The 21,622-nt window shown below is 70.6% G+C and carries 22 protein-coding genes; 11 read left to right on the top strand and 11 right to left on the bottom strand.

Going from position 1 to position 21,622, the window contains the following annotated elements; genetic code table 11:
• Window positions 1-564: hypothetical protein (locus tag E1287_RS33615; RefSeq protein WP_131969311.1), on the bottom strand; the 564-nt coding region annotated here is incomplete at its 3' end.
• Between the two features lie 597 nt (window positions 565-1,161).
• Here E1287_RS33615 and E1287_RS33610 point away from each other — a divergent pair.
• From E1287_RS33610 to E1287_RS46655, 4 genes are all read left to right on the top strand, one after another.
• Window positions 1,162-1,473 carry a hypothetical protein gene (locus E1287_RS33610; RefSeq protein WP_131969310.1) on the top strand — a complete coding sequence of 104 codons (312 nt, stop codon included), beginning with the start codon at window positions 1,162-1,164 and terminating at the stop codon, window positions 1,471-1,473.
• 94 nt (window positions 1,474-1,567) lie between these two features.
• Window positions 1,568-2,857 (top strand): MBL fold metallo-hydrolase, encoded by a 1,290-nt coding sequence (locus E1287_RS33605; protein ID WP_243719607.1) that lies wholly within the window; start codon window positions 1,568-1,570, stop codon window positions 2,855-2,857.
• 73 nt (window positions 2,858-2,930) lie between these two features.
• Complete coding sequence (locus E1287_RS33600) at window positions 2,931-3,617, top strand: helix-turn-helix domain-containing protein (RefSeq protein ID WP_131969308.1); 687 nt, start codon at window positions 2,931-2,933, stop codon at window positions 3,615-3,617.
• Window positions 3,618-3,653: 36 nt separating this feature from the next.
• Window positions 3,654-4,340: an arsenate reductase ArsC gene (locus E1287_RS46655; RefSeq protein ID WP_131969307.1), complete on the top strand. Its 687-nt coding sequence runs from the start codon at window positions 3,654-3,656 to the stop codon at window positions 4,338-4,340.
• A 76-nt stretch (window positions 4,341-4,416) separates the two neighbouring features.
• Here E1287_RS46655 and E1287_RS33590 read toward each other — a convergent pair whose 3' ends face one another.
• From E1287_RS33590 to E1287_RS33565, 6 genes are all read right to left on the bottom strand, one after another.
• Window positions 4,417-4,725, bottom strand: a complete 309-nt coding sequence (locus E1287_RS33590; RefSeq protein ID WP_131969306.1) for an NAD(P)-binding protein — start codon at window positions 4,723-4,725, stop codon at window positions 4,417-4,419.
• A 98-nt stretch (window positions 4,726-4,823) separates the two neighbouring features.
• Window positions 4,824-5,696 (bottom strand): alpha/beta hydrolase, encoded by an 873-nt coding sequence (locus E1287_RS33585; protein ID WP_131969305.1) that lies wholly within the window; start codon window positions 5,694-5,696, stop codon window positions 4,824-4,826.
• An 11-nt stretch (window positions 5,697-5,707) separates the two neighbouring features.
• Window positions 5,708-6,568, bottom strand: coding sequence for an alpha/beta fold hydrolase (locus E1287_RS33580; RefSeq protein ID WP_131969304.1), 861 nt, complete (start codon window positions 6,566-6,568; stop codon window positions 5,708-5,710).
• Window positions 6,565-7,521, bottom strand: a complete 957-nt coding sequence (locus E1287_RS33575; RefSeq protein WP_131969303.1) for a catechol 1,2-dioxygenase — start codon at window positions 7,519-7,521, stop codon at window positions 6,565-6,567. The genes E1287_RS33580 and E1287_RS33575 overlap by 4 nt, the downstream gene beginning before the upstream one ends.
• The gene (locus E1287_RS33570) at window positions 7,511-8,806 is read right to left on the bottom strand and encodes a peptidase dimerization domain-containing protein (RefSeq protein ID WP_207934621.1); all 1,296 of its coding nucleotides are present in this window, start codon (window positions 8,804-8,806) and stop codon (window positions 7,511-7,513) included. Before E1287_RS33570 ends, E1287_RS33575 begins: the two co-directional genes overlap by 11 nt.
• Window positions 8,807-8,903: 97 nt before the next feature.
• Complete coding sequence (locus E1287_RS33565) at window positions 8,904-10,088, bottom strand: Rieske 2Fe-2S domain-containing protein (protein ID WP_131969301.1); 1,185 nt, start codon at window positions 10,086-10,088, stop codon at window positions 8,904-8,906.
• A gap of 290 nt (window positions 10,089-10,378) precedes the next feature.
• On the opposite strand from E1287_RS33565, the gene E1287_RS33560 reads away from it, so the two are divergent.
• Entirely contained in the window at window positions 10,379-11,095 is a 717-nt protein-coding gene (locus tag E1287_RS33560) for a serine protease (protein ID WP_207934620.1), read from the top strand.
• A gap of 149 nt (window positions 11,096-11,244) precedes the next feature.
• On the top strand, window positions 11,245-11,610 hold the full coding sequence (locus E1287_RS33555; RefSeq protein ID WP_131969300.1) for a hypothetical protein: 366 nt from the start codon (window positions 11,245-11,247) through the stop codon (window positions 11,608-11,610).
• Here E1287_RS33555 and E1287_RS33550 read toward each other — a convergent pair.
• Both E1287_RS33550 and E1287_RS33545 read right to left on the bottom strand, forming a co-directional pair.
• Window positions 11,607-12,101, bottom strand: a complete 495-nt coding sequence (locus E1287_RS33550) for an OsmC family protein (RefSeq protein WP_131969299.1) — start codon at window positions 12,099-12,101, stop codon at window positions 11,607-11,609. The genes E1287_RS33555 and E1287_RS33550 overlap by 4 nt on opposite strands.
• A complete protein-coding gene (locus tag E1287_RS33545) occupies window positions 12,098-13,264 on the bottom strand; it encodes an alpha/beta hydrolase (protein WP_207934619.1) in 1,167 nt (388 codons plus the stop codon). Before E1287_RS33545 ends, E1287_RS33550 begins: the two co-directional genes overlap by 4 nt.
• A gap of 191 nt (window positions 13,265-13,455) precedes the next feature.
• Here E1287_RS33545 and E1287_RS33540 point away from each other — a divergent pair, with 191 nt between their 5' ends.
• Genes E1287_RS33540 through E1287_RS33525 form a run of 4 tightly spaced genes read left to right on the top strand, consistent with a single transcriptional unit; the run spans window position 13,456 to window position 17,406 of the window.
• Window positions 13,456-14,163, top strand: coding sequence for a peroxiredoxin family protein (locus E1287_RS33540; RefSeq protein WP_207934618.1), 708 nt, complete (start codon window positions 13,456-13,458; stop codon window positions 14,161-14,163).
• A complete protein-coding gene (locus E1287_RS33535) occupies window positions 14,160-15,251 on the top strand; it encodes a mandelate racemase/muconate lactonizing enzyme family protein (protein ID WP_131969297.1) in 1,092 nt (363 codons plus the stop codon). Before E1287_RS33540 ends, E1287_RS33535 begins: the two co-directional genes overlap by 4 nt.
• A 2-nt stretch (window positions 15,252-15,253) precedes the next feature.
• On the top strand, window positions 15,254-16,210 hold the full coding sequence (locus tag E1287_RS33530; RefSeq protein ID WP_131969296.1) for an MBL fold metallo-hydrolase: 957 nt from the start codon (window positions 15,254-15,256) through the stop codon (window positions 16,208-16,210).
• An 11-nt stretch (window positions 16,211-16,221) separates the two neighbouring features.
• Entirely contained in the window at window positions 16,222-17,406 is a 1,185-nt protein-coding gene (locus E1287_RS33525) for a homogentisate 1,2-dioxygenase (RefSeq protein ID WP_131969295.1), read from the top strand.
• Between the two features lie 124 nt (window positions 17,407-17,530).
• On the opposite strand, the gene E1287_RS33520 is transcribed toward E1287_RS33525, so the two are convergent.
• Entirely contained in the window at window positions 17,531-18,835 is a 1,305-nt protein-coding gene (locus E1287_RS33520; RefSeq protein WP_131969294.1) for an MFS transporter, read from the bottom strand.
• Between the two features lie 284 nt (window positions 18,836-19,119).
• Window positions 19,120-19,812 (bottom strand): helix-turn-helix domain-containing protein, encoded by a 693-nt coding sequence (locus E1287_RS33515; protein WP_131969293.1) that lies wholly within the window; start codon window positions 19,810-19,812, stop codon window positions 19,120-19,122.
• 157 nt (window positions 19,813-19,969) lie between these two features.
• Here E1287_RS33515 and E1287_RS33510 point away from each other — a divergent pair, with 157 nt between their 5' ends.
• Window positions 19,970-21,592 (top strand): FAD-dependent oxidoreductase, encoded by a 1,623-nt coding sequence (locus E1287_RS33510; RefSeq protein ID WP_165969319.1) that lies wholly within the window; start codon window positions 19,970-19,972, stop codon window positions 21,590-21,592.
• The last annotated feature ends 30 nt before the right edge of the window (window positions 21,593-21,622 follow it).

Raw genomic sequence — 21,622 nt, 5'->3', positions numbered from 1 at the left:
ATCAAAGAGTGAATAAATCCTCGCCACAACTTCATGACTTACGAATACAGAGGCTAACGCTCCTGAAGTTACTATCGCAAAACTATTGTTTGCCACAGCTTCTACAAGGATATTCGACAGCCGCTGTGGACCGATGGCCAATCCCAACAAGAAAGCAGTGAAGCAAATAAGGAGAACGGCGCTAACTATTGACCTGCCATGAGCCATGCGATTACTCGTTATCCAGGTTTTTCCTTCCACCAACTCACTCCTAAGGCGCCCACCTATTCCAGACAGGTAGAACCTAAGTCCAAATTTCCGCTCATTTCTTTTGCCTCCGCCGCCACCACTTGAAGTGACTCTCTCTTCTGCTAGCTTTTCCCAGATTCCAAGTGCACACGACCAAAACGCCACAACAAATGCAAGAGACAGCGTCTTCCATAGAGCCAGAATCGGAACCATCACCCAGGCGGCGTAAATCCATGCAAGGATCGCGCGAAAAATGAAGAATCGCCGCAATACTGGCAGACTGTCTGCCAGAAAGATGGCAACAGTCAGGCCGATTAACAACCGTGCTACTTCCATCTTTCCCCTCGAATAGCCACTCTTAGAAGTTTAAGACGCTCACAACATCACTGAGGTTCCACCGCAACCAAACTGGGCCCACGCCGGGAAAACACACCATGCACGCGGCCAAACACACCCTGACCGCCGAAACTCGATCACACGCTCGGATGGGGCCTGACCTGCGGAGAACACTTCCACGCCGTGCCGGTCCTGGCTGACGTCGGGTCATGTTCACCTGGCGCCGACCCACGCCGAGCGCGCCTTCTTGAACGCTTCGCTGGCACTGTCGCAGCGGCGCAGCCGGGTGCGCACCGTGCTCACCGCCGTCCTGGCCGCTCTGCTGGTCCTCGCAGTCAGTGCCGCCGCGACCCCAACGCCTCGTTCTCCCCATACGAGAAGATCGTGTCCCTCTGTGCTATTCGACGTCCCAGGGTGAGAGCCGGACCGACGCCAACTATCGGTGGGTCTTTATCGCGGGGCGGCTCAGCGAGGACGGGGCGACGGTCGGCATCGCCGCCACCTCCGCGACCGGACTCTGGTCGCTGCGAACCCACACGTTGCGGGCGACCTGGGATGGTGCCGCCCACCGAATGTCCGAGGGCCGTTCAATGTGACGTGACCATGCTGGCGGGTCTCGCCGCCGACCGCTCCGCCATCGAGATCTGGGATGTGAACAGGAAGTCCAGGCTCGGACGGCTGACGACTCCGCTCAACGGCGAGCCACTCCTGCCCACGGGACCGGTGGCCGCGTCGGACGCGTCGGGGACGGCCCTGTCGCTGGACGGGGGCATGATCGCCCCCGTCCGCCTGACCGGGTCTGTCATCAGCGAGATCTGCCAGTGGCTGCAGTACTTCTCCGACATCTCGTATCGCAAAGACTGTCGACGAGGGGTGGGTGTGGCGCATTACGAGTTGGCGTCCGGATAGGGGTGGGAGTATGCACTCGATCCATATTGAGGTTGTCGAGACTTCATCTCTGGGCGACCGCAGCTACTTGGCCCACGACGGGCAGGCTGCGCTGGTGGTCGATCCGCAGCGTGATATCGACCGCTTCCTGGGCCTGGCGGGACGGCTGGGCGTCCGCATCACGCACGTGGCAGAGACGCACGTGCACAACGACTACGTCTCGGGCGGTCTGGCGCTCGCGCGGGTGGCCGGTGCCGCGTACCTGGTCGCCGGGGCGGACGACGTCGCGTTCGACCGGGTGGCCGTGGCCGACGGTGACGAGATCGCCGTGTCGGAGACGTTGCGCGTCCGCGCGGTCGGCACGCCTGGGCACACCTTCAACCACCTGTCCTACATCGTCTCGGGACCGGACGGGCCGATGGGCGTGTTCACCGGCGGGTCGCTGCTGTTCGGCACCACCGGCCGCACTGACCTGCTCGGGTCCGAACACGCTCGTCTTCTGGCCCGGCGACAGCACAGGTCGGCACGGCGTCTGGCCGACCTCCTGCCGGACGGTGCGCACATCTGGCCCACGCACGGTTTCGGAAGCTTCTGCACCGTGAGCCAGTCGGACGCCACGGCCTCGACCATCGGTCTGGAGAAGCGGTCCAACCCGGCGCTCCGGCTGGAGGCCGACGACTTCGTCGCGCAGACCCTCGACGGGCTGGACGCCTATCCCGCGTACTACGCGCACATGGGCGTCCGCAACATCGCCGGTGCCGGTCTGATCGACATCACCCCGGCGCACGCCGCGGACGCCGCGGAGCTGCGCGAGCGCATCGCCGCCGGTGAGTGGGTCGTGGACCTCCGTTCCCGCAAAGCGTTCGCGCAGCGGCACCTCGCCGGGACGCTGAGTTTCGGCATGGACGGCCCGATGTCGACCTGGCTGGCCTGGATGGCCGAATGGGGCGCGCCGCTGACACTGCTGGGCGACGGCTGCGAGCAGGTGGCGGCCGCGCAGCGGGAGCTGGCTCGCATCGGCATCGACCGTCCGGCCGCCGCCGCGAGCGGCACGCCGCGGGAGTGGGCCGACGGCGACGCGGCTCTCCTGGACGAGATGGCCGTGGCGTCGTTCACCGACCTGGCCGCCGCACGCGCCGAGCGCGTCCCGCGGAACCTGCCCGCGCCGGACGTTGTGCTGGACGTGCGCCTGCGCGGCGAGTGGCAGGCAGGGCATATCGACGGCGCGACCCACGTCCCGCTCCCCGAACTGCCCCGCCGGCTGGACGAGGTGCCGCCCGGAACCGTCTGGGTGCACTGCGGATCCGGTTACCGCGCCGCCGCCGCGAGCAGCCTGCTACAGCGGGCCGGACGCCGGGTGGTCCACATCGACGACGACTTCGATCACGCCGCGGCTCTTCTTTGATGGTGCACGGAGGCCAGAGCCAGTCCTGACGGGCTTGACTCCTCCACTTTCCTCAACGAATATTGAGTCAATCATGGTTGAGGCAAGCGAGATCGAGCGGCGGGCGGCCGTCCATGCGGCGCTGGGCGAGCCGGCCCGGCTGGCCATCGTCGACCACCTGCTGCTGGGTGACGCCGCGCCCGGTGAGCTGGGCGCGGCGCTGGGCATGCGCTCCAACCTGCTGGCACACCACCTGCGGGTTCTGGCCGAGGCGGGGGTCGTCGACAGGACGCGGTCGGAGGCCGACCGGCGGCGCACCTACGTGCGGCTGGCGCCCAGGGCACTGGCTGCGGTGGCTCCGGCCGCATGGGTCCGGGCGGTGGCGGCGTCGCGGGTGGTGTTCGTGTGCACCCGCAACTCGGCGCGCTCGCAGTTGGCCGCGGCGCTGTGGGCGCAGCGCAGCCCGGTCCCCGCGACGTCGGCCGGCACCCGTCCCGGTCCGCGCGTGCACCGGCGCGCGATCGCGGTCGCGCGCCGGCACGGCCTGGCCCTCCACGGGCGCGACACGCGGCATGTCCACGACGTGGTCGGCGCCGGCGACCTGGTCGTGGCCGTCTGCGACAACGCCTACGAGGAACTCGACCCCAGACCGCGGCTGCACTGGTCGGTGCCCGACCCGATCGGGGCCGGCACCGACACCGCGTTCGAGACCGCGTTCACCGAGATCGCCTCCCGCGTCGACCGCCTCACAACGGCGGTCCGGCTCCGGGACGGCGATTGACCGTCCGTGAGTGACCATCCCCTGGGAGGGTGTCCGATGCCCGAGAGCCCGACGTCCAAGAGCCCCGCCGCCGACGCCTACCGCCGCGCCGAACTGAGCGTCGATCAGCAGCACGCCCTGTTCACCGCGGCCCGCCGGCTGGCCGACGACTTCTCCGGCACCTTCGGCGCCGAGACCATCGACCGGTACCTGCACACCAGCTACGACCAGTTCGCCGGACGCGCCACCGTGCCGCACTTCCTGCCGCTGCTCGCCGAGCGGTTCGCCCGGCAGCGCCTCCACGCCCTCGCCCGCGTCGAGGGCAAGGACGCCGGGGCGACCCCGATCGTGCTGTTCCTGTGCGTGCACAACGCCGGACGCTCCCAGATGGCCCTGGGCTTCTTCACCCACCTGGCCGAAGACCGGGCGATCGGCTGGTCGGGCGGGTCCGAGCCCGGCGACCAGATCAACCCCGCCGCCGTCCAGGCGATGCGGGAGGTCGGCATCGACATCACCGCGGAGTTCCCCAAGCCCTGGACCGCCGAGATCGCCCAGGCGGCCGACGTCATCGTCACCATGGGGTGCGGCGACGCCTGCCCCGTCTTCCCCGGCAAGCGCTACCTGGACTGGGCCCTCGACGACCCCCGGGGCAGGGACGTGGCAGCCGTCCGTCCCATCCGGGACGAGATCGAACAGCGCGTCCGCGCCCTGCTGGACGACCTGAAGGTCCCCGTCCGCGAGTGACCCGGGCCCGCGCCCGCCGGTGATCACCTGCCCGCACGGCTCGGCCCGGTCGGGATTTTAGGTGAATAGTCCGATTTTAGAAGGGCGCGCCGAACCGGCGTTCCCAGGCGTCGCCCATGTCCTGGCGGGTGAGCGTCCGGCCGCTGGTCCAGTCGCGCACCTCCAGCGCGGCCGGTCGTACCGCGACCCGCGCGAGCGGCTCCGACAATCCCCAGCCGCGCAGGATCCGGCTGCCGTTGGAGGCCAGATGGAGCCCGACCCCCACCTCTCGCAATTCGGAAGCCTGCTCATATATGTCGACCCGCACGCCTTCGCGGGCCAACGCCATTGCGGCCGCCAGGCCGCCGATTCCGGCGCCGGCTATCGCCACCCTGAGCGTGTCCATCCCCGCCCCCAGGCCGTCGTCCCAGTGATGCGCAACCTTACTGAGGGCCACTTTCACTCGGCTTTCACTGGCCTGGTCAAGGGCGCCGTCGCGGCGATCTATTCGATGGGCTCCGACTTCTGGTCGAGAAAACCGCTCACGATGGCGTGGTAGTCGTGCGGGCGTTCCTCTTGGAGGTGGTGCGCGGCGCGGTCCATCACGTAAAGCTGCCCGCGCGGGACCATCCGGGCGAGCATCAGCGGGTAGTCGGGCGTGAGGAACGCGTCCTGCATGCCCCAGCAGAACATGACGGGCGCCTGGATCCGGCCGAGTTCGGCGGTGAGGTCCTGCCAGTCACCGCGGGGGCTGTCGGAGCGCGCCGCCAGCTCCATCTCCTCGTGGTCGACGCTTTGTTCGTAGCGCATCGCGACGGTCTCGTCCGGGATCGCCTCGGGGTCGAACCATTCCAGGCGCGCCATGAGGCCGCGCATCTTCTCCGGGCTCGGGCCGTCGCCGCCGTAGTAGGCGTCGCGGGCGTTGCGGCCGCGGCGGCCGCCTTCGGGAAGCGGTGCGAGGGGTCCGTAGAACACGGGCATCGATCCGGTGACGACCAGCGATCTGACTCGCCCGTGATATTGCGCCGCAAGGTTCAGGGCGATCGTCCCGCCCCAGGAATTGCAGACGAAATCGGCGCGCTCGATGCCCAGGGCGTCGAGGAGCGCGACGGTCTTGGCGGCGTGGAAGTCCCACATCGGGCCTTCGATCACGCATTTCTCCGACCGCCCGTATTGGAGGATGTCCACCAGCAGGCATCGGCGGTCCCGCGCGAAAAGCGGGGCCACCGGGCCGAAGTCGCTCCAGGCCGTGCAGCCGGGCCCTCCCCCGTGCAGGAACACGGTCGGCGCGCCCTCGCCCATCTCGATGTAGTGGTAGCGGACACCGTCCGCCTCGGTGAAGGAACCTTCGGGGGCCGGTGAGATCTCCGCTCGCATCACGGCTCCTTTCACGAGTGGGCCTTCAGGAACTCCAGCGACAGCTGGTTGTACAGGTCGGCGCGCTCGTGCTGGGGCCAGTGGCCGCACTCGGAGAACAGTTCCAGCCGTGATCCGGCGATGGCCTCGTGCATGGCCTGCGCCTCGGGCACGTCCCCGAACGGGTTCTGGCGGCCCCACACGATGAGGGTGGGGGCGGTGATGCGCGCCATCCGGTCGGGACGCAGAAGGTTCCGCTGCCGGGTCTCCATGTCCTGGAGGCACAGCAGGTTGTGGACGTTGGCGACGAAGTCGGGCTGGTGGTAGATCCGGTGGCGGATCTCGACGAGCTCTTCGGACACGTCCTTGGCGGGGTCGTGCATCAGCAGGTGGAGCCGCTCGCGGGTGAGGCGGGCGTCGTCGGTCCGCACCGCCTTCAACGTGGACGTGCGGATCCGTTCCATGATCTTCGGGTCGGCCTTGGTGCCGCCCGCGGCGAGCAGTTGCAGGGACGCGACCCGGCCGGGGTCCTCGCTCGCCAGCCACGCCGCGACCCAGCCGCCGAGCGACTCCCCGGCCAGGTGGACGCGGCCGGCGCCGATGGCGTCCAGGTAGGCGGCGAGGTGCTCGACGTAGCGGGGGATCTCGTAGGGGTGGTCGGGTTTGCCGGTGTAGCCGTGGCCGAGCATGTCGATGGCGTGGCAGCGGTAGCCGGCGCCGGCATGGGCGGGGACGTTCCGGACGAACGCCTCCAGGTGCCCGCTGGTGCCGTGCAGGAACACCAGCGGCGGCCCGTCCTCGGGGCCTGCGATCAGGGCGCGCGTCCGCACGCCTCCCGCGTCGGTGTAGGACAGCCGGTGGTCCACACCCGTGAGGCCGGTCCAGATCGTCATGTGGCGGGCTCCTTGTGTGCGGTCGGGTCGAGGACGGCCACGGCCATGCCGGTGAGCCAGTCGTGGATCGGCTCGTAGGCGAGCCTGCGGCCGGGGATGTGGCCGAGCGCGGCGGCCATGAGCAGCCAGGTCCGGATCTCCTGGGCGCCGTTGCCCGCCGTCCGCTCCAGCTCGTCGGTCCCGATGCCGCACATCCGGGTCGTCCGGCCTGTCTCGATCAGGTGGAGGAAGTCCTCGTCGAAGTCGGTGTTGATGACGCTCGGCGCGGCGCGGATGATCTCCCGGCGGCGGGTGTCGTAGCGCGCCCAGTCGCCCCGGCCGTTCAGCCACGCCGCCACCATGAACTCCTCGTCGTCGCCGTGCGGGTCGCGCCAGTCCGGCCACGGCAGCCGGTGCGAGAGGCCGCCGGAGCCGATGACGGCGACGCGCCGGTCGCCGGGGAACGCGCGCACCGCCGCGTGCACCGCCTCGCCCAGCGCGGCACATCGGGCGGTGGTCGGCAGCGGCGGCGCGAAGACGTTCACCACCAGCGGGACGAGCTGCACGTCGAGGCCGTCCAGCAGGTACTGGACGGCGTGGGACTGCCCGTGGTCGATCTGCAGCCGGGCCGAGAACGCCGGGTCGAAGCCGTCCTGGACGAGTGAGGCGGCGAGGTGGCGGGCGAGCGGCACGTCCACGGGCAGCGGGCCCTTCGGCGTCCCGGACTCGCCGCTCGCGACGCACTCCCCCACGCCGATGGTGAAGGCGGGGATCAGGTCGAGCCAGAAGCCGCGGAAGTGGTTGGACCCGGCGATCACGACCGTGTCCGGACGGGCCGCCGCGAGCAGGTCCCGCGCCTCGCGGAGGGCGTCGCGGAAGCGGACGGCCTCGTCCTTCTGGCGCGTCCGGTCCCAGTGGGTGTTCATCAGCGTGCTGTGGGACGCGCCGACGCCGAGCACGATCTCACCGGGCATCGCGCACCCCGATCACGTCGATCGCCACCCGTATCAGCAGCCGCGTCAGCCGTTCCATCTCGCTCAGGTCCACGGTGTTCATGCCCATCTGGAAGTCGCTCGCCGGGTCGATGCCCAGGTCGCCGGTGCGCGCCTTGGGCATGCCGATCCGGACGGCCGGGATCCCCCGGGAGCGGAGGATGTTGGCGTCGGTGGCTCCGGAGTTGCCGGTGACCGGCTCGTGCGGGCGTCCTTCGGCCTCCTCGAACGCGGCCACGGCCGCGGTGACGGCGGCGTCGGTCGGGTCGGTGCGCGTCCCCGGGATCGCCAGCACCATCTCCCAGGTGATCTCCGCACCGGCCTCGGCGGCGATCTTCTCGATCGCCGCCCCGAACTCCCGCTTGGCCGCCATCGGCGGCAGGTCCGGCGGCAGCCGCAGGTCGCAGCGGAACCGGCAGGCGGCCGGTGTGACGGCGGCCATCCGCGTCCAGCCGCCCTCGATCGCGCTGACGACGCCCTGCGGGGCGACCGTCCCCGACGTATGCCGGACGGTGTACTCCTCGAACCACGCCTCCAGGCCCGCGACGACCTCCCCGGCCAGCGCGATCGGGTTCCGGTACGGGAGCCGGTGCCTGCTGCCGGCGTAGGTGTGCGTGCCGTGGACGGTGACCTCGAACCAGGCGAGCCCGACCTCTTCGTGCGACACCGTCCAGCCGGGCTTGGCGATGACGGCGTGGTCGGCCCACAGGCCCTGCTCCAGCAGGAACGAGCAGCCGACGCCCTGCCCGGTGTGCCGCCGGGCGTCGCCGTCCAGGCGGAGCGCGTTCGTCGGCATGCCGCCCGCGCCCAGGCCGACCAGCAGATCGCCCGCGAGCGGCACACCGGCCGCCGCGATCGCCTCCGCGGCCGCCATGACGCACGCCGCGTGCCCCTTCGGGTTCCCCGCACCGAGCCCGACCACGTAGTCGCCGTGGACGACCGGATCGGGACGCATGTCGGGCCGCAGCTCCGGACCGATCCAGGGGACGTCCTCCTCTGGCCGCCCGGTCGTCAGCGTGTCGATCGGGGCGTAGAGCATCAGGTCCCGGCCCGCCGAGGCGCCGGGGAGCCGCGCCCACGCGGACGACTGCCGGTCGTCCAGCGGCAGCGTCCCGGCGCGCAACCCACCCTTCGCGAGTTCGGACGCCGCGTGCTCCGCCAGCGGCCCCTCGTCCCCCGTCGGGCTCGGAATCGCGACGAGCCCGGTCACCAGCTCGCGGAGCCGCTCGCGCCCGACCCGCTCCCGGGCCGCCTCGATCCAGCTCACGGGTCGATCCGGTGGACCTGCGTCCGGCTCGTCCGCGCCAGCCGCCATGCGGCGGCCAGCAGGGCGGCCACCGCGACGATCACCAGTGCGCGCCGCATCAGACCTCCTCGGCGATCTTCGCGAGCTTGGCCTTGTACTCCTTCTCCGCCAGCCCGCGCCAGGCCGTCAGCGACACGTCCGGCCGGTAGAGCTGCTCGGGCGGCGCGTCGGTCACGTCGACCATCCAGGCGTCCTGGCCGGAGAACTGGCCGTGGAACAGCCAGCGGACCCATCCGAGGTACTTGGCGTAGAACTTCAGCGTCCCGGCACCGCGCGCGAAGTTGACCATCACGCCGACATACCGGTGCCGGTCCGCATCGATCGGGACGTAGAACTCGTAGTGGATGAACTTCGGATAGACGATGCGCAGTACCCCCGGCATCGACACCGACGCGAACCCCGGGAACTCCTGCGCGGCGATGACCGGATCGACCTGCGACGCGGCCCCGGTGTTGCCGATGTTGGACGGTGCGCCGCCGTCCTCGGCCTCCGGCGGGCTGAGTTTCCACCACCGCTTGTTCGTCCAGTGCCCGAGGCCGGGGAAGTCGGCCTCCCAGAACTGCTCTTCCTGCTTGCGGTAGATCCAGCGTCCACGCTGGACGATGCGCGTCGTGTTCCAGGTCGGCATCGCCTTGAACAGCCGCCACAGCGACGTCCGATGCAGGTATTTGGCGTGTCCCTCGTCGTAGCCGTTCTCGCACGCGAATCGCCAGTTCCCGGTCCGGTCGTCCAGGCGGCCGCCCATCACGAACGGGTTGGCGACCAGTTCCTCGGGCAGCTGCTCGTCGATCGGGTGCGGCTCCTCGTCCGCGATCGGGACGTAGACCCACACCATTCCCAGCCGTTCGGCCACCGGGTACGTCGCGACCCTGGCCTTGCCGCAGATCGGCGACCGCGGCCCATCGGTGATCGCGGCGACCAGTTCCCCGCCCTTCAGGTCGTAGGTCCAGCCGTGGTACGGGCAGCTCAGCGTCCCCGGGAACTCCTTGCGGCCCAGCGAGAGCGGCACACCCCGGTGCGGGCAGCGGTCGTGCAGCGCGTACGCGGCCCCGCCGTCCCGCACCAGTGCGATCTTGTCTCCGCAGAGCGTGACGCCCATGGGCTTGCCCGTCACTTGGCTGGACCAGGCGACCGGATACCAGTAGCCCCGGAATCCCGAGGCCGCGGCGTCGTAGTGCGGCCAGGTCGACCAGTCCTGGCGTCCGCGCGCTCCCCGCTGCTTCTGTGAATCGGCTCGTGTCACGCTCCGATGTTCGAGCGCGCCCCCCGCACACCCAAGCAACTCGGTCCGCCCACCGGACCGCTTTCGTCCCCGCGGCGGCTGCGGCCCTCCGGTTCAGCGGCCTTGACCGCCGCCGACGCCAATGCATAATGGACGCCGATGATCAGATCGATGATCGGTCAAAGCGTTTTCGGCGCTCTACGTCGAACGTATTCACACTGAAAAACTGGTGCGGCTCTGAAAGGTTCCGGGAGTCGGCTGGTGGTCTATTTTAAGGAAGCCTTTGCGTAGACCCCCACAGAGGAGCCGTGATGTCCCCCCGCCGCATCGGCTTCGTGGTAGGCGCCGTTCTGGTCCTGTTTTTCGGGATGGCCCTGCCCGCCACAGCCGCCCATCAGTCGAACAGCTCTCCGGCCGCCCTGGCCGGGCCGCCGATCATCGGCGGCTCCTTCGCCACCGACGCCGAGGCCCCCTGGGCCGCCTCGATCTACCGCAGCAGCGGATCGTTCACCTGCTCCGGGACGATCATCGCCCCGACCTGGGTGCTGACCGCGCGGCACTGCGTCAGCAGCGGCATCAGCGTCCGCGTCGGCAGCGTCTACCGGGGTCGCGCTACCCCGGTCTCCGTCACCAACTACCAGGTGGCGCCGCAGGGCGACATCGCCCTGGTGCAGCTGTCCACCGCCCACAACACGACCTTCTCGCAGCTGGCCGACGCCAATCCGCCGAACGGCTCGACCAACCAGATCTGCGGTTGGGGCTACACCAGCTACAACGGCCCGATCTCGGAGCAGCTCAAGTGCGCCGACGTCCGGGTCACGTCCACGTCGTGCCGCGACTATCACAGCGGCCAGGCGATCTGCAGTAGCCGGATCACGGGCAACGCCTGGAGCGGCGACTCCGGCGGCCCGCAGCGCTACAACGGTCAGCAGGTCGGCGTCGCCTCCACCGCCGACGGCCGGTCGACGCAGACCTACGGAAGCGTGCCCGCCAGCCGCGCCTGGATCCGTTCCGTAGCCGGCGTCTGACCGCCCAGACCGTCCAGACCGCCCGGAACGCCCGGCCGGAAACCCTCCGGCCGGGCGTTTCCGCGCGTCCCGCCGCACCCTCCCGGTGATCACCCCTGGCGCGGAGCGGCCGGCTGCGGCAGGCTGGGCCGGGAGCGAGGGGGCGACCGTTGGATCACGAATGGCGAGGCAGCGCGACATCGGACCCGGAGTATTTCCCCGGTGTTCGAGGAGCGGCCGTCGGGCGCGACCGGCTCGTCCTGGAAGAGGGCGCGGTCCGTATCCGTGTCGGCGAACGCGACTTCCCGATCCCGCGTGACGAGGTGGGCAAGGTCTACGTCTGCCGGCGCGGTTTGTGGGAGTACGGCCTGTGCTTCGAGATGAAGGACGTCCGCGAATACCAATTCTGGGGCTGGTGGCGGCGGCGCGGCGCGGAGGAGGCGTGGCACGCGGTCAAGAAGGCCCGCTATCCCGTCACGCGCACGATCTACAAGCCCGGCTACGGTCGCCTCGCTAAGTGGGGCGCGCGCCCTTAGCCGGTGGGTCCTTGGAGGTCCAGGTGGGTTTCGATCGGGATGCCGTCGGCCAGTGAGCGGGCTACTGGGCAGCGTTGGGTGTGGCGGTCGTGGGCTCTTCTGACCTTTGCTTCGTCCACGCCGGGTGAGAGGCGGAGCTGATACCGGACGGTGATACGGGCGATCCTCAGGACGCCGCCGTCGTTGACGATCTCGCCCTCCCCTTCGGTGAGCAGGGCGCCGTCCGCGACGGGTTGGCCGAGGGCGCCGAGCATTCCGCCGAAGGTGCCGGTGAGACAGCCGGTGGCGGCGCCGACCACGTAATCCAGGGTGGTCGCGTGCGGTTCGATCTGGTCCATCGGGACCTGGTAGTGCTCGGCGACGGGGCCGTGCATCCCCATCGGGACCGGGCCGCCGTCCACCGGCACGGTGACCAGCTTGGTCCGGCCCGGCGCGGGGACGACCGACACCCGGGAGCGCTCGACGATCGGCAGCGACTCGGCGGCGCTCATCGGCCCGCCGCCTCGGAGAGCAGGCCGTTCGCCGCGAGCCAGGACTTGACCCGCTCGACGACCTCGGCCCGGCCGTGCTCCTGGTTGACCATGTAGTGGTTCAGCCCAGGCATCTCGACCAGGGTGGAGCGGTCCGAGCCGATCGCCTCGTGCATCAGCCGGGAGTTGTCGGGCATCGCGCCCTGGTCCGCCAGCAGGCTGCAGATCAGCACGGGGACGGTCGTGTGCGGCAGCGCCTCGACCGCGTCCGCGCGGGAGTGGCGGAGGCTCCACGAGCTGAGCCAGCTGCGCAGCGTGTGGTACCGGCCGAGGCCGGCGCCCGCCTCGTTGGCGACCCGGGGGTCCCCGTACATGCTGCCGACCTCGCGGTCGCTCGGGTCGATGGCCAGGTCTACGAAACGCGGGTCGGCGACCGTCCGGTGGACGACGAACGCGCGGTCGCCGACGCCGAGCGCGGTGAGGCGGGCGAGTTCGCGTTCGGCCCAGTCGCTGATCCGGTCCATGCGGGCGTGCTGGGCCTTGCGGTACTGCCGGACCCAGTCGGGGTCGAAGGGGGGCTTGCGTCCCGGGGCGAACAGGTCGAGTTCGGGGTCGCGGCGGTCCGGGTCGGACTCGTCCAGGACGGACGGGTCGATCCAGCTCGCGAGGAGCCTGCCCCGGCCGGCGTGCGCGGCGAGGAGGAGGACGGCGTCGGCGGGTTCGAGGCCGGCCTGGGTGAGGTCCGGCGGGTCTCCGGCGGGGGTGGCGGTGGCGGTGGGGTTCTCCGCCTGGCTCTGGTAGTACGCGACGGCCGGGCCGCCGCCGCTGAACCCGGCGAGGACGACCCGCTCGTAGCCGAGCCCCTTCTTCATCCAGCGGACGGCGGCGCCGATGTCCAGCACCACGTTCTCCATGATCGTGGTGGCGTCGTTGCCGACGTACCGGGTGTTCAGCCCGAGCACCGGCAGCCCCGCCTCGGCCAGGGGCTCCAGCATGAAGTGGGTGAGGAAGTTCGACGTCGGGTGCATGAAGATCAGCCCGACGTCCCTGGCGGCGTCGTCGCGCCGCACCAGGTTGCCGTGGATGCGCGGATAGTGCCTGGCCAGACCCGAGTGGATCTCGATGCGGCTCGCGGTGGTGCCGGGGTCCATCGGGATGGCCTGCAGCTGGTGGAGCAGGGTCATGCGGTCACGGCCTTCCAAGTGCATACCGATTATCGGTCAAGGGATGCGTATATTGAACACTGTCGGGTCAAGCGGCGCGGAGTGTCAAGTGATCGCGAGGCCCGGCCCGTCACCCCGGCCGGTCGGTTGACAGGGGAGACGGCGGAGGGAAGTCTGTAACCGTTAGACGAACATAGTAACCGATTATCGGTGTGAGGTGGATCGTGGGGGAACTGCCGTCCCTGAGCGAGCGGCTGCTGGCCAAGGCCGCGTCGGTGAACCGGCCGGACGAGGCGAAGAAGGCGATCAACGACGCGCTCGCCGAGCTGGAGCGCGAGGGCGTCGCGCCGGGGCTCCGGCTCGGCGAGACCGCGCCGGATTTCACGCTCCCCAACGCGGTGGGCGACCCGGTGCGGCTGGCCGACCGGCTCGCCGCGGGACCGGTGGTGCTCACCTTCTACCGGGGGACGTGGTGTCCCTATTGCAATATCGAGCTGCACGCCTACCAGGAGGCGCTGCCCGCTTTCCGTGCGGAGGGGGCGCAGATCGTCGCGGTCAGCCCGCAGGCCCCGGACGACTCGCTGGACATGCGCGACAAGCACGGCCTGGAGTTCGACGTGCTCTCCGACCTGGACCAGGACGTGCTGACGTCCTACAAGGTCCGGTTCGTCTTCCCGGCGGCGGCGCTGCCGTACCTGCTCGACGGGACCGCGAAGGCGCTGGCCAAGCAGCAGCCGGACGGGGACTGGAGCCTGCCGGTCCCCGCCACCTTCGTCCTCGACCCGGACGGGGTCGTCCGCGCCCGGCACGCCACCATGGCGTACCGCACCAGGATGGAGCCCGCCGAGGCGCTGCGTGTCGTCCGCGAGATCAACGAAGCCCGGCGGGACGGGGCCCGGCAAGACGAGGCCCGGCGATGAGCGTCGTCACCGAGGTGCGGACGCGGGTCGCCCGGGTGCCGCTCGGCGCGGGCCGTGGCGGTTCCGGCGCGACCCAGGTCGATCTCCTGCTGGTGACCGTCACCGACGACGAGGGCGCCTCCGGGACGGGCTTCACCTACGCGCTCACCGGCGGCATCGAAGCGGTGCACGCGCTCACCACCGGGCTCGTGCGCGAGCAGGTGGTCGGCACCCGGCTCGACCACTGGCCGGCGACCTGGGAGAAGATCTGGTCGCGGACCCACCGGCTGGGACGCGGCGTCGCCCTCCCGGCGCTGTCCGCCGCCGACATCGCGGTGTGGGACCTGCGCGCCGTCCGCGCCGGCCAGCCGCTCTACCGCTTCCTCGGCGCGCACCGCGACCGCGTCCCGATCTACGGCAGCGGCCGCGCCACCCACGCGATGAGCGTGGACGAGCTGATCGACGGCTCCAAGGCGTACGTGTCCGAGGGCTACGACGCGGTCAAGCTGCGCGTCGGCGCGCGTCCGGCCGCGGAGGACGTGGAGCGCGTCGCCGCCGTCCGGGCCGCCCTCGGCGACGGGATCCGGATCATGGTCGACTGCAACGAGCGGCTCGACCTGCCGACCGCGCTGTGGCTGGGCAGGAGGCTGGCCGACCTCGGCGTGTACTGGATGGAGGAGCCGCTGGTCTCCGACGACGTCGCCGGGCACGTCCAGCTCGCGGAGCGGGCCGGGCTGCCGATCGCGGTCGGCGAGCACCTGCACGGCCGCTTCGAGTTCGCCGCCTACCTGCGGGCGGGCGCGGCCTCGGTGCTGCAGCCGGACGTCCCGCTGACCGGCGGGGTCACCGAGTGGCTGCGGATCAGCGCGATCGCCGAGCCGTTCGGGGCGGTGCTGGCGCCGCACTTCCTGCCCGAGCTGCACGTCCACCTCGCGGCCGCGGTGCCCAACTGCCCCACCGTCGAGCACTTCCCGCTGATCGACGACGTGCTGACCGAGACCGTCGCGATCAGCGCCGGTCAGGCGACGCCTCCCGACCGTCCGGGCCACGGCATCCGCTGGGACCCGGACGCGCTGGACCGCTACCACATCGAGCTTCCCGAGGAGTGAACATGAGCAAGCCATTCGCGTCCACCGCCGACACGGCGGAGAAGACCGAGACGCTGGAGGTGCTCGCCGACGGCGTCTACGCCCTCACGACCGGCGGCGACCCGAACGTCGGCGCGATCGAGGGCGAGGACTTCCTCGTCTGCTTCGAGGCCCGCGCGACCCCGCTGATGGCGCGGCGCTGGCTCGACCGCCTGCGCGAACACACCGACAAGCCGGTGCGCTACCTCGTCCTCTCGCACTACCACGCGGTGCGGGTGCTGGGCGCCGCCGGGTTCGACGCGGAGATCGTCGTGACGAACGCCGAGACCAAGCGGCTGATCGGCGAGCGCGGCGCGGAGGACTGGGCCGTGGAGTTCGGCCGGATGCCGCGCCTGTTCGAGGGGCACGAGGAGATCCCAGGGCTGACCTGGCCCACGCTGACCTTCGCCGACCAGATGTCCATCGAGCTGGGCGGCGACCGTGGCACCGTCGAACTGGGCTTCGCCGGACGGGGCCACACCTCGGGCGACATCTACGCCTGGCTGCCGAAGCAGCGGATCCTGTTCGCGGGCGACCTGGTGGAGAACGGCTCCGCCGTCTACACCGGCGACGCCTACCACCAGGAGTGGAGCACCACCACGCTGGACGCGGTGAAGGCGCTGCGCCCGGAGATCCTCGTCGGCGGGCGCGGCGACATCGCGCGCACCGCCGAAGAGAGCGCCCGTGCGGTCGAGAGCACCCGCGACTTCCTGACCACGCTGCTGCGCGCGGTCGGCGAGGTGCGCGACAAGGGCGGCTCCCGCCGCGACGCCTACCAGGCCGCGCGCGAGGCGCTGCTGCCCGTCTACGGCGGCATGCCCGTGTTCGAGCACGCGCTGGTGTTCGACACCCAGCGGGCGTGGGAGGAACTGGCGGGCGAGCCGCCCGCCATCTGGACGACGGACCGGGACCACCAGGTCTGGGACGAACTCACCGGCTGAAGGAAGAGAACATGGTCTTCTACCGCAGCGCGGGCGAGATCCCGCGCAAGCGCCACACCCGGTTCACCGGGGCGGACGGCGCGCTGCTCCACGAGGAGATGCAGGGCGAGGAAGGGTTCAGCTGGACGCAGTCGTTCCTGTACCACCGCAAGGCCCCGACGGTGATCACGTCCGCGGCGTCCGTCGAGCTTCCGGACGAGGGACTGGTCGACAACATCCCGCTCCTCCCCCGCCACCTGCGCACGCGCGACCTGAAGCCGGGCGGCGACCCGGTGCTCGACCGCCGCGTGCTGCTGGGCAACGGCCAGGTGCGCGTGTCGTCGGTGTCCGCGGACCGGGACGGCGTGCTGTACCGCAACGCGTCCGGCGACGAGCTGGTGTTCGTCGAGGGCGGCTCGGGGGTGCTGGAATCGGCCTACGGCACCCTTGCCGTGAGCAGCGGGGACTACGTGGTGATCCCCACGTCCACCACCCACCGCTGGCTGCTGGACGGGCCGGAGCTGCGGCTGCTGGTGATAGCGGCGGCCGATGGCGGGCACATCCGTCCGCCGAAGCGGTTCCTGTCGCCGATCGGCCAGTTCCTGGACGGGTCGCCCTACAACGAGCGCGACCTGCGCGCCCCGGCCGAGCCGCTCCCGGACCGGTCGGGTGAGGCGGAGGTCTTCGTCCGCCACCGGGGCGGCATGACCCGCTACACCTACGCCCACCACCCGTTCGACGTGGTCGGCTGGGACGGCTACAACTACCCGTACGCGCTGTCCATCCGGGACTACACGCCATCGACGGGCGCGCTGCACCTGCCGCCGCCCACCTACATCACCTTCGAGGGCCCCGGATTCGTCATCTGCTCGTTCGTGCCGCGCATGTTCGACTACCACCCGGACGCGGTGAAGGTGCCCTACAACCACGCCAACGTCGACTCCGACGAAGTGCTGTTCTACTACGAGGGCGACTTCATGAGCCGGTCCGGAAGCGGAATCGGCCAGGGTTCCATGTCGCTCCACCCGGCGGGCTACATCCACGGCCCGCAGCCCGGCAGCGCTGAGAAGAGCCGGGACGCGGTCCGCACCGAGGAGTACGCGGTCATGCTCGACACTTTCCGTCCGCTGCGCCTAGGCGCCGCGGCAACGGAGATCGAGGACCACGATTACGCGTGGAGCTGGGCACGCGGCGAAGGCATCCACGTGGACGCCTGACGACCCCCAGACGCGAATGGGCCCCGCCAAGTGTGGCGGGGCCCATTCGTCGTCCCGGAAAGCGCGTGAGGGCCGCCGGCCAGGAGATGGCCGGCGGCCCTGAGAGTGCCTGTGAGCGGCGCCGTCACACGAGTTGCGGAGCCGCCTCCACAGTGGACCGGGCCCGCCCGCGCAGGACGTGGATGGAGACGAGGCTGATCAGTGCCAGCGCCGTGAGATAGACGCCGACCCACATCGAGGAACCGGTCGTCCCCTGCAGCCAGGCCGCGATGAACGGCGCGAATCCTCCGCCGAAAATGGCGCCGACCTGGTATCCCAGGGAAGCGCCGCTATAGCGGACGTCGGCGTCGAAGAGTTCCGCGAAAAGGGCGGCTTGCGGCCCGTAGGTGGCGGACAGTCCGAGCGCGGTGACGACGACCGCGACCACCATCAGCGGAATGGTCTTGGTGTCCAGCAGGATGAAGAACGGAATCGACCACACGAGCAGCACGAGCCCGCCGCCGATGAACACCGGGCGCCTGCCGACGCGGTCGGACATCGCGGAGAAGACGGGCAGCGTGACCAGCCATACGGCGCTGGCGATGAGGACGAGCGTGAGCATCGTGTTCTGGCTCAGCTTGAGCGTCTTCGTCCCGTAGCTGAGCATGTAGACGATCATCACGTAGCCGATGGCGTTGTTGGCGAGGAAGGTCCCGCCGGCCAGCAGCAATTGCCGCGGGTTGTTCTTGATGACCGCCAGCAGGGGATTGCGCTGGACGCCTCGGGATTGGCGTTCCTCGAACTCCGGAGTTTCACCGATCTTGGCCCGGATGAGCATGCCCGCCGCCACGAGCACGATGCTGCCCAGGAAGGGAAGCCGCCAGGCCCAGTCGATGAAGCCCTGCTTCCCCGCCGTGGCGAGGATGATCAGGAAGACCGAGTTGGACAGGATCACTCCGGCCGGCACCCCCATCTGCGGGAAGCTCCCGTAGAAGCCGCGCTTGCCGGCCGGGGCGTTCTCCACCGCGAGCAGGACCGCTCCGCCCCACTCGCCGCCGACGCCGAAGCCCTGCAGGAACCGCAGCAGCACCAGCAGGATCGGCGCCCACACGCCGATCTCGGCGTAGGTGGGCAGCAGCCCGATGGCGAAGGTGGCGGTGCCCATCAGCAGCAGGGAGAGGACCAGCATCGACTTGCGCCCGACGCGGTCGCCGAAGTGGCCCATCAGCGCGCCGCCGAGCGGCCGGGCGAGGAAGCCGACCGCCAGGGTGCTGAACGCCGCGAGCGTCCCGGCGAGGTCGGACGACCCGGGGAAGAACTGCGGCGCGAACACCAGCACCGCGGCCGTGCCGTAGATGAAGAAGTCGTACCACTCGATCGCCGTGCCGACGAGGCTGGCGAGCGCGACGCGCCTGAGGTCGCGGGGTGTGGGTGGGGTGGGGACCGACATGCGCCGCCTTTCGCCGAAGTCTTCACCGATAATCGGTTTCGTAGACCGGATAGCGAGAGCATGCACCGTGACGGCGGCCACTGTCAACGAGACGTCCGCATTCGGGCGGACGGAACCGCGCCGCCCTCGCGCGCGCACGAGGACGCGGGAATGGCCAGGTGAGCGCGCCATAAGACAAGCGGAAACGCCGAAAGCAGTGGGCTGCGGCGGGCGGGCCGGAGAGAGCACCAGGGGCGCCGGAACGCGGGACGCGCCCGGATGAGATGCGGGACGCGGCCGGGTGATCAGTGCAGGGCGCGGCCGATGCGGTCGGCCAGGGCGACGACCTCGCGGGCGAGCATGTCGTAGTCGTGGACCTCGTGCGCCGGGACGATCAGCCCGACGGCGGCCTCGGCCTCGCCGGCGATCCTGATCGGGGCCGCGATGCCGGTGAAGTTGGGGACCAGCCTGCTGGTGGTCTTTGCGAACCCCTGGGCGCGGGCCTCGGCGATCTCGGGGTCCTCGCCCTCGACCGGCGGCCTGCCGGCGAGGATCGCCTGGCCGGAGGCGGCCTGCGGCAGCGGATGCCGGGAGCCCGGGCGGATGCCGACGTGGAAGGCGGCGTTGCGGGGCTCCACCGAGGCCAGCGCGACGGCGTCGGCGCCGTCGGCGATGTGCAGGACGGCGGTCAGCCCGAGCCGTTCCGCCGCGTCGGCGAGCTCCGGGCCCGCGACGACCAGCAGGTTGTTGGAGACCTGCCGGGCGAGGCTGAGCAGCGTGGTGCCCAGCACGTACCGGCCGTCGCGGCGTTTGCCCACATAGCCCCGGCTGAGCAGCGTGGTCAGCAGCCGGGCGACGATCGAGCGGTGCACGCCGAGTTTCGCGGCGACGTCGGTGGCGGTGAGGCCGTCCTGGGCGTCCGCGAGGGCCTCGAGTACCTGGAGCCCGCGATCGAGTGTCTGCGCGACCTCGACCGGCTTGCCCGCCCGTGTGTTCATGCGCCCCCGCCCGTCCGCCAACCGGCCACCGATTATCGCACACGGCAACCGACTGATGCAAAAACGCTGGTGGGCCTTGACATTCCGCCGCCAGTTGTCAGGATTGCTCTATATGCGATCTGCATAACCGATAATCGAACGTCCTGGAGGTGGACGCGTGTCGACAACCGAGAGCCCGGTCGTCATCATCGGGGCCGGACCCGTGGGGATGACCGCGGCGCTGTTGCTGGCTCGGCAGGGCGTCCGCAGCACCGTCCTGGAGCGGCGCACCACCCCGAGCTGCGGCCAGTCGCGTGCGGTGACCGTCCAGCGCGACGTGCTGTCCCTCCTCGACAGGCTCGGGGTGGCGGCGGAGATCATGCGGGACGGCGCGAGCTGGTCGCTCGGCCGGACCTACTTCCGCGAGCGCGAGCTGCTCCAGCTCCGCTTCCCCACCTCCGAGGGCGAGCTCTATCCGCCGTTCGTGAACTTCCCGCAGTTCCGCACCGAAGAGCTCCTCCACGCCCAGGCGCAGGCGTGCGGCCTGGTCCGGTTCCGGCACGGACGCACCGTCACCTCGGTCGACGACGACGGCGACGAGGTGGCCGTCCACGCCGACGGACCGGACGGCCCGGAGATCCACCGGGCCCCGTACGCCATCGCGGCGGATGGGATCGGCAGCCGGGTGCGCGGCGGGCTCGGCATCGCCTACTCCGGCTGGCAGACCGAAGGCCGCTTCCTGGTCTGCGACTTCGCCGCCGACCTGCCGTTCAGCCGGGAGCGGCGGCTGTGGTTCGACCCGCCGTTCCACCCCGGCCGGATCGTCCTCATGCACAGCTTCGGGCCCGACCGGTGGCGCGTCGACTGGCAGATCGAGCCCGACGCCGACGAGAACGACTACCTCGCCCGGCTGGACGACATGCTGCGCGGCGTCATCGGCGAGCACGAGACGCGGATCCTGCGCGCCAACACCTACACCTTCCAGCAGCGCTGCGCGGAGCGCTTCAGCCAGGGCCGGGTGTTCCTGGCGGGCGACGCGGCGCACGTGGTCTCCCCGTTCGGCGCCCGCGGGATGAACAGCGGGATCGAGGACGCGGACAACCTCGCCTGGAAACTGGCCTTCGTCCTCGCCGGGCGCGCGGACGCCGCGCTGCTGGACACCTATGACCTGGAGCGCCGGGCCGCGGCCGAGCACCACGTCGAGGTCACCGGCGCCACGATGCGGTTCATGACGCCCGCGTCCGCCGAGGGCGTCACCCGGCGCGACGCCGTCCTCGCCGCCGCGGCGACCGACCCGGCGCGGCACTCCGACGTGGACAGCGGACGCCTATACGAGCCGTTCCCCTACGTCGGCTCCCCGCTGACCGTCCCCGGCGACGGCGCGGGCACCCTGGTTCCCGACGGCCCCACGGGCACGACCACGCTGCGCGCCCATCTGGCGGGCGACTTCTCCTTGCTGGCCGTCCCGGGCCACGGAGCCTCGGCGCGGGAGGTCGCGCGGCGGCTCGCGTCCGCCACGGCGATCATCGCGAGTCGCCGGTTGACGCTGGTCAGGCCGGAAGGCCCCGTGCCGGACACCACCGGGACCACCACCCTGCACGACCGGACGGGCACGCTCACCGGCTGGCTGCCCGACCACACCGACCACCTGCTGATCGTCCGGCCGGACTGCTATGTCGCCGCCTGCGTCCCACTCCCCCGGTCCGCCGCCGAAACCGCCGCGATCGTGACCCGGACCCTGGCGACCGCGCTCAGCCCGAGCCTCCCGGCACCGTCCGCCGCTGACCAGATGCCGGTCTAGCGGCGAGCCTGACGCTTCGGCTGCTCAGTG

Origin of the sequence: Actinomadura sp. KC06, assembly GCF_004348735.1 — a bacterium.
Classification (GTDB): Bacteria; Actinomycetota; Actinomycetes; order Streptosporangiales; family Streptosporangiaceae; genus Spirillospora.
The sequence above is the reverse complement of the archived record's forward strand: the minus strand, read 5'-3'. Positions and strand labels throughout refer to the sequence as shown.

Bases quoted from the DNA above. Each gene is read 5' to 3' on its own strand.
- E1287_RS33600 (WP_131969308.1), top strand. From the start codon at position 2,931: ATGGTTGAGGCAAGCGAGATCGAGCGGCGGGCGGCCGTCCATGCGGCG.
- E1287_RS46655 (WP_131969307.1), top strand. From the start codon at position 3,654: ATGCCCGAGAGCCCGACGTCCAAGAGCCCCGCCGCCGACGCCTACCGC.
- E1287_RS33590 (WP_131969306.1), bottom strand. From the start codon at position 4,725: ATGGACACGCTCAGGGTGGCGATAGCCGGCGCCGGAATCGGCGGCCTG.
- E1287_RS33585 (WP_131969305.1), bottom strand. From the start codon at position 5,696: ATGCGAGCGGAGATCTCACCGGCCCCCGAAGGTTCCTTCACCGAGGCG.
- E1287_RS33580 (WP_131969304.1), bottom strand. From the start codon at position 6,568: ATGACGATCTGGACCGGCCTCACGGGTGTGGACCACCGGCTGTCCTAC.
- E1287_RS33575 (WP_131969303.1), bottom strand. From the start codon at position 7,521: ATGCCCGGTGAGATCGTGCTCGGCGTCGGCGCGTCCCACAGCACGCTG.
- E1287_RS33560 (WP_207934620.1), top strand. From the start codon at position 10,379: ATGTCCCCCCGCCGCATCGGCTTCGTGGTAGGCGCCGTTCTGGTCCTG.
- E1287_RS33550 (WP_131969299.1), bottom strand. From the start codon at position 12,101: ATGAGCGCCGCCGAGTCGCTGCCGATCGTCGAGCGCTCCCGGGTGTCG.
- E1287_RS33545 (WP_207934619.1), bottom strand. From the start codon at position 13,264: ATGACCCTGCTCCACCAGCTGCAGGCCATCCCGATGGACCCCGGCACC.
- E1287_RS33535 (WP_131969297.1), top strand. From the start codon at position 14,160: ATGAGCGTCGTCACCGAGGTGCGGACGCGGGTCGCCCGGGTGCCGCTC.
- E1287_RS33530 (WP_131969296.1), top strand. From the start codon at position 15,254: ATGAGCAAGCCATTCGCGTCCACCGCCGACACGGCGGAGAAGACCGAG.
- E1287_RS33525 (WP_131969295.1), top strand. From the start codon at position 16,222: ATGGTCTTCTACCGCAGCGCGGGCGAGATCCCGCGCAAGCGCCACACC.
- E1287_RS33520 (WP_131969294.1), bottom strand. From the start codon at position 18,835: ATGTCGGTCCCCACCCCACCCACACCCCGCGACCTCAGGCGCGTCGCG.
- E1287_RS33515 (WP_131969293.1), bottom strand. From the start codon at position 19,812: ATGAACACACGGGCGGGCAAGCCGGTCGAGGTCGCGCAGACACTCGAT.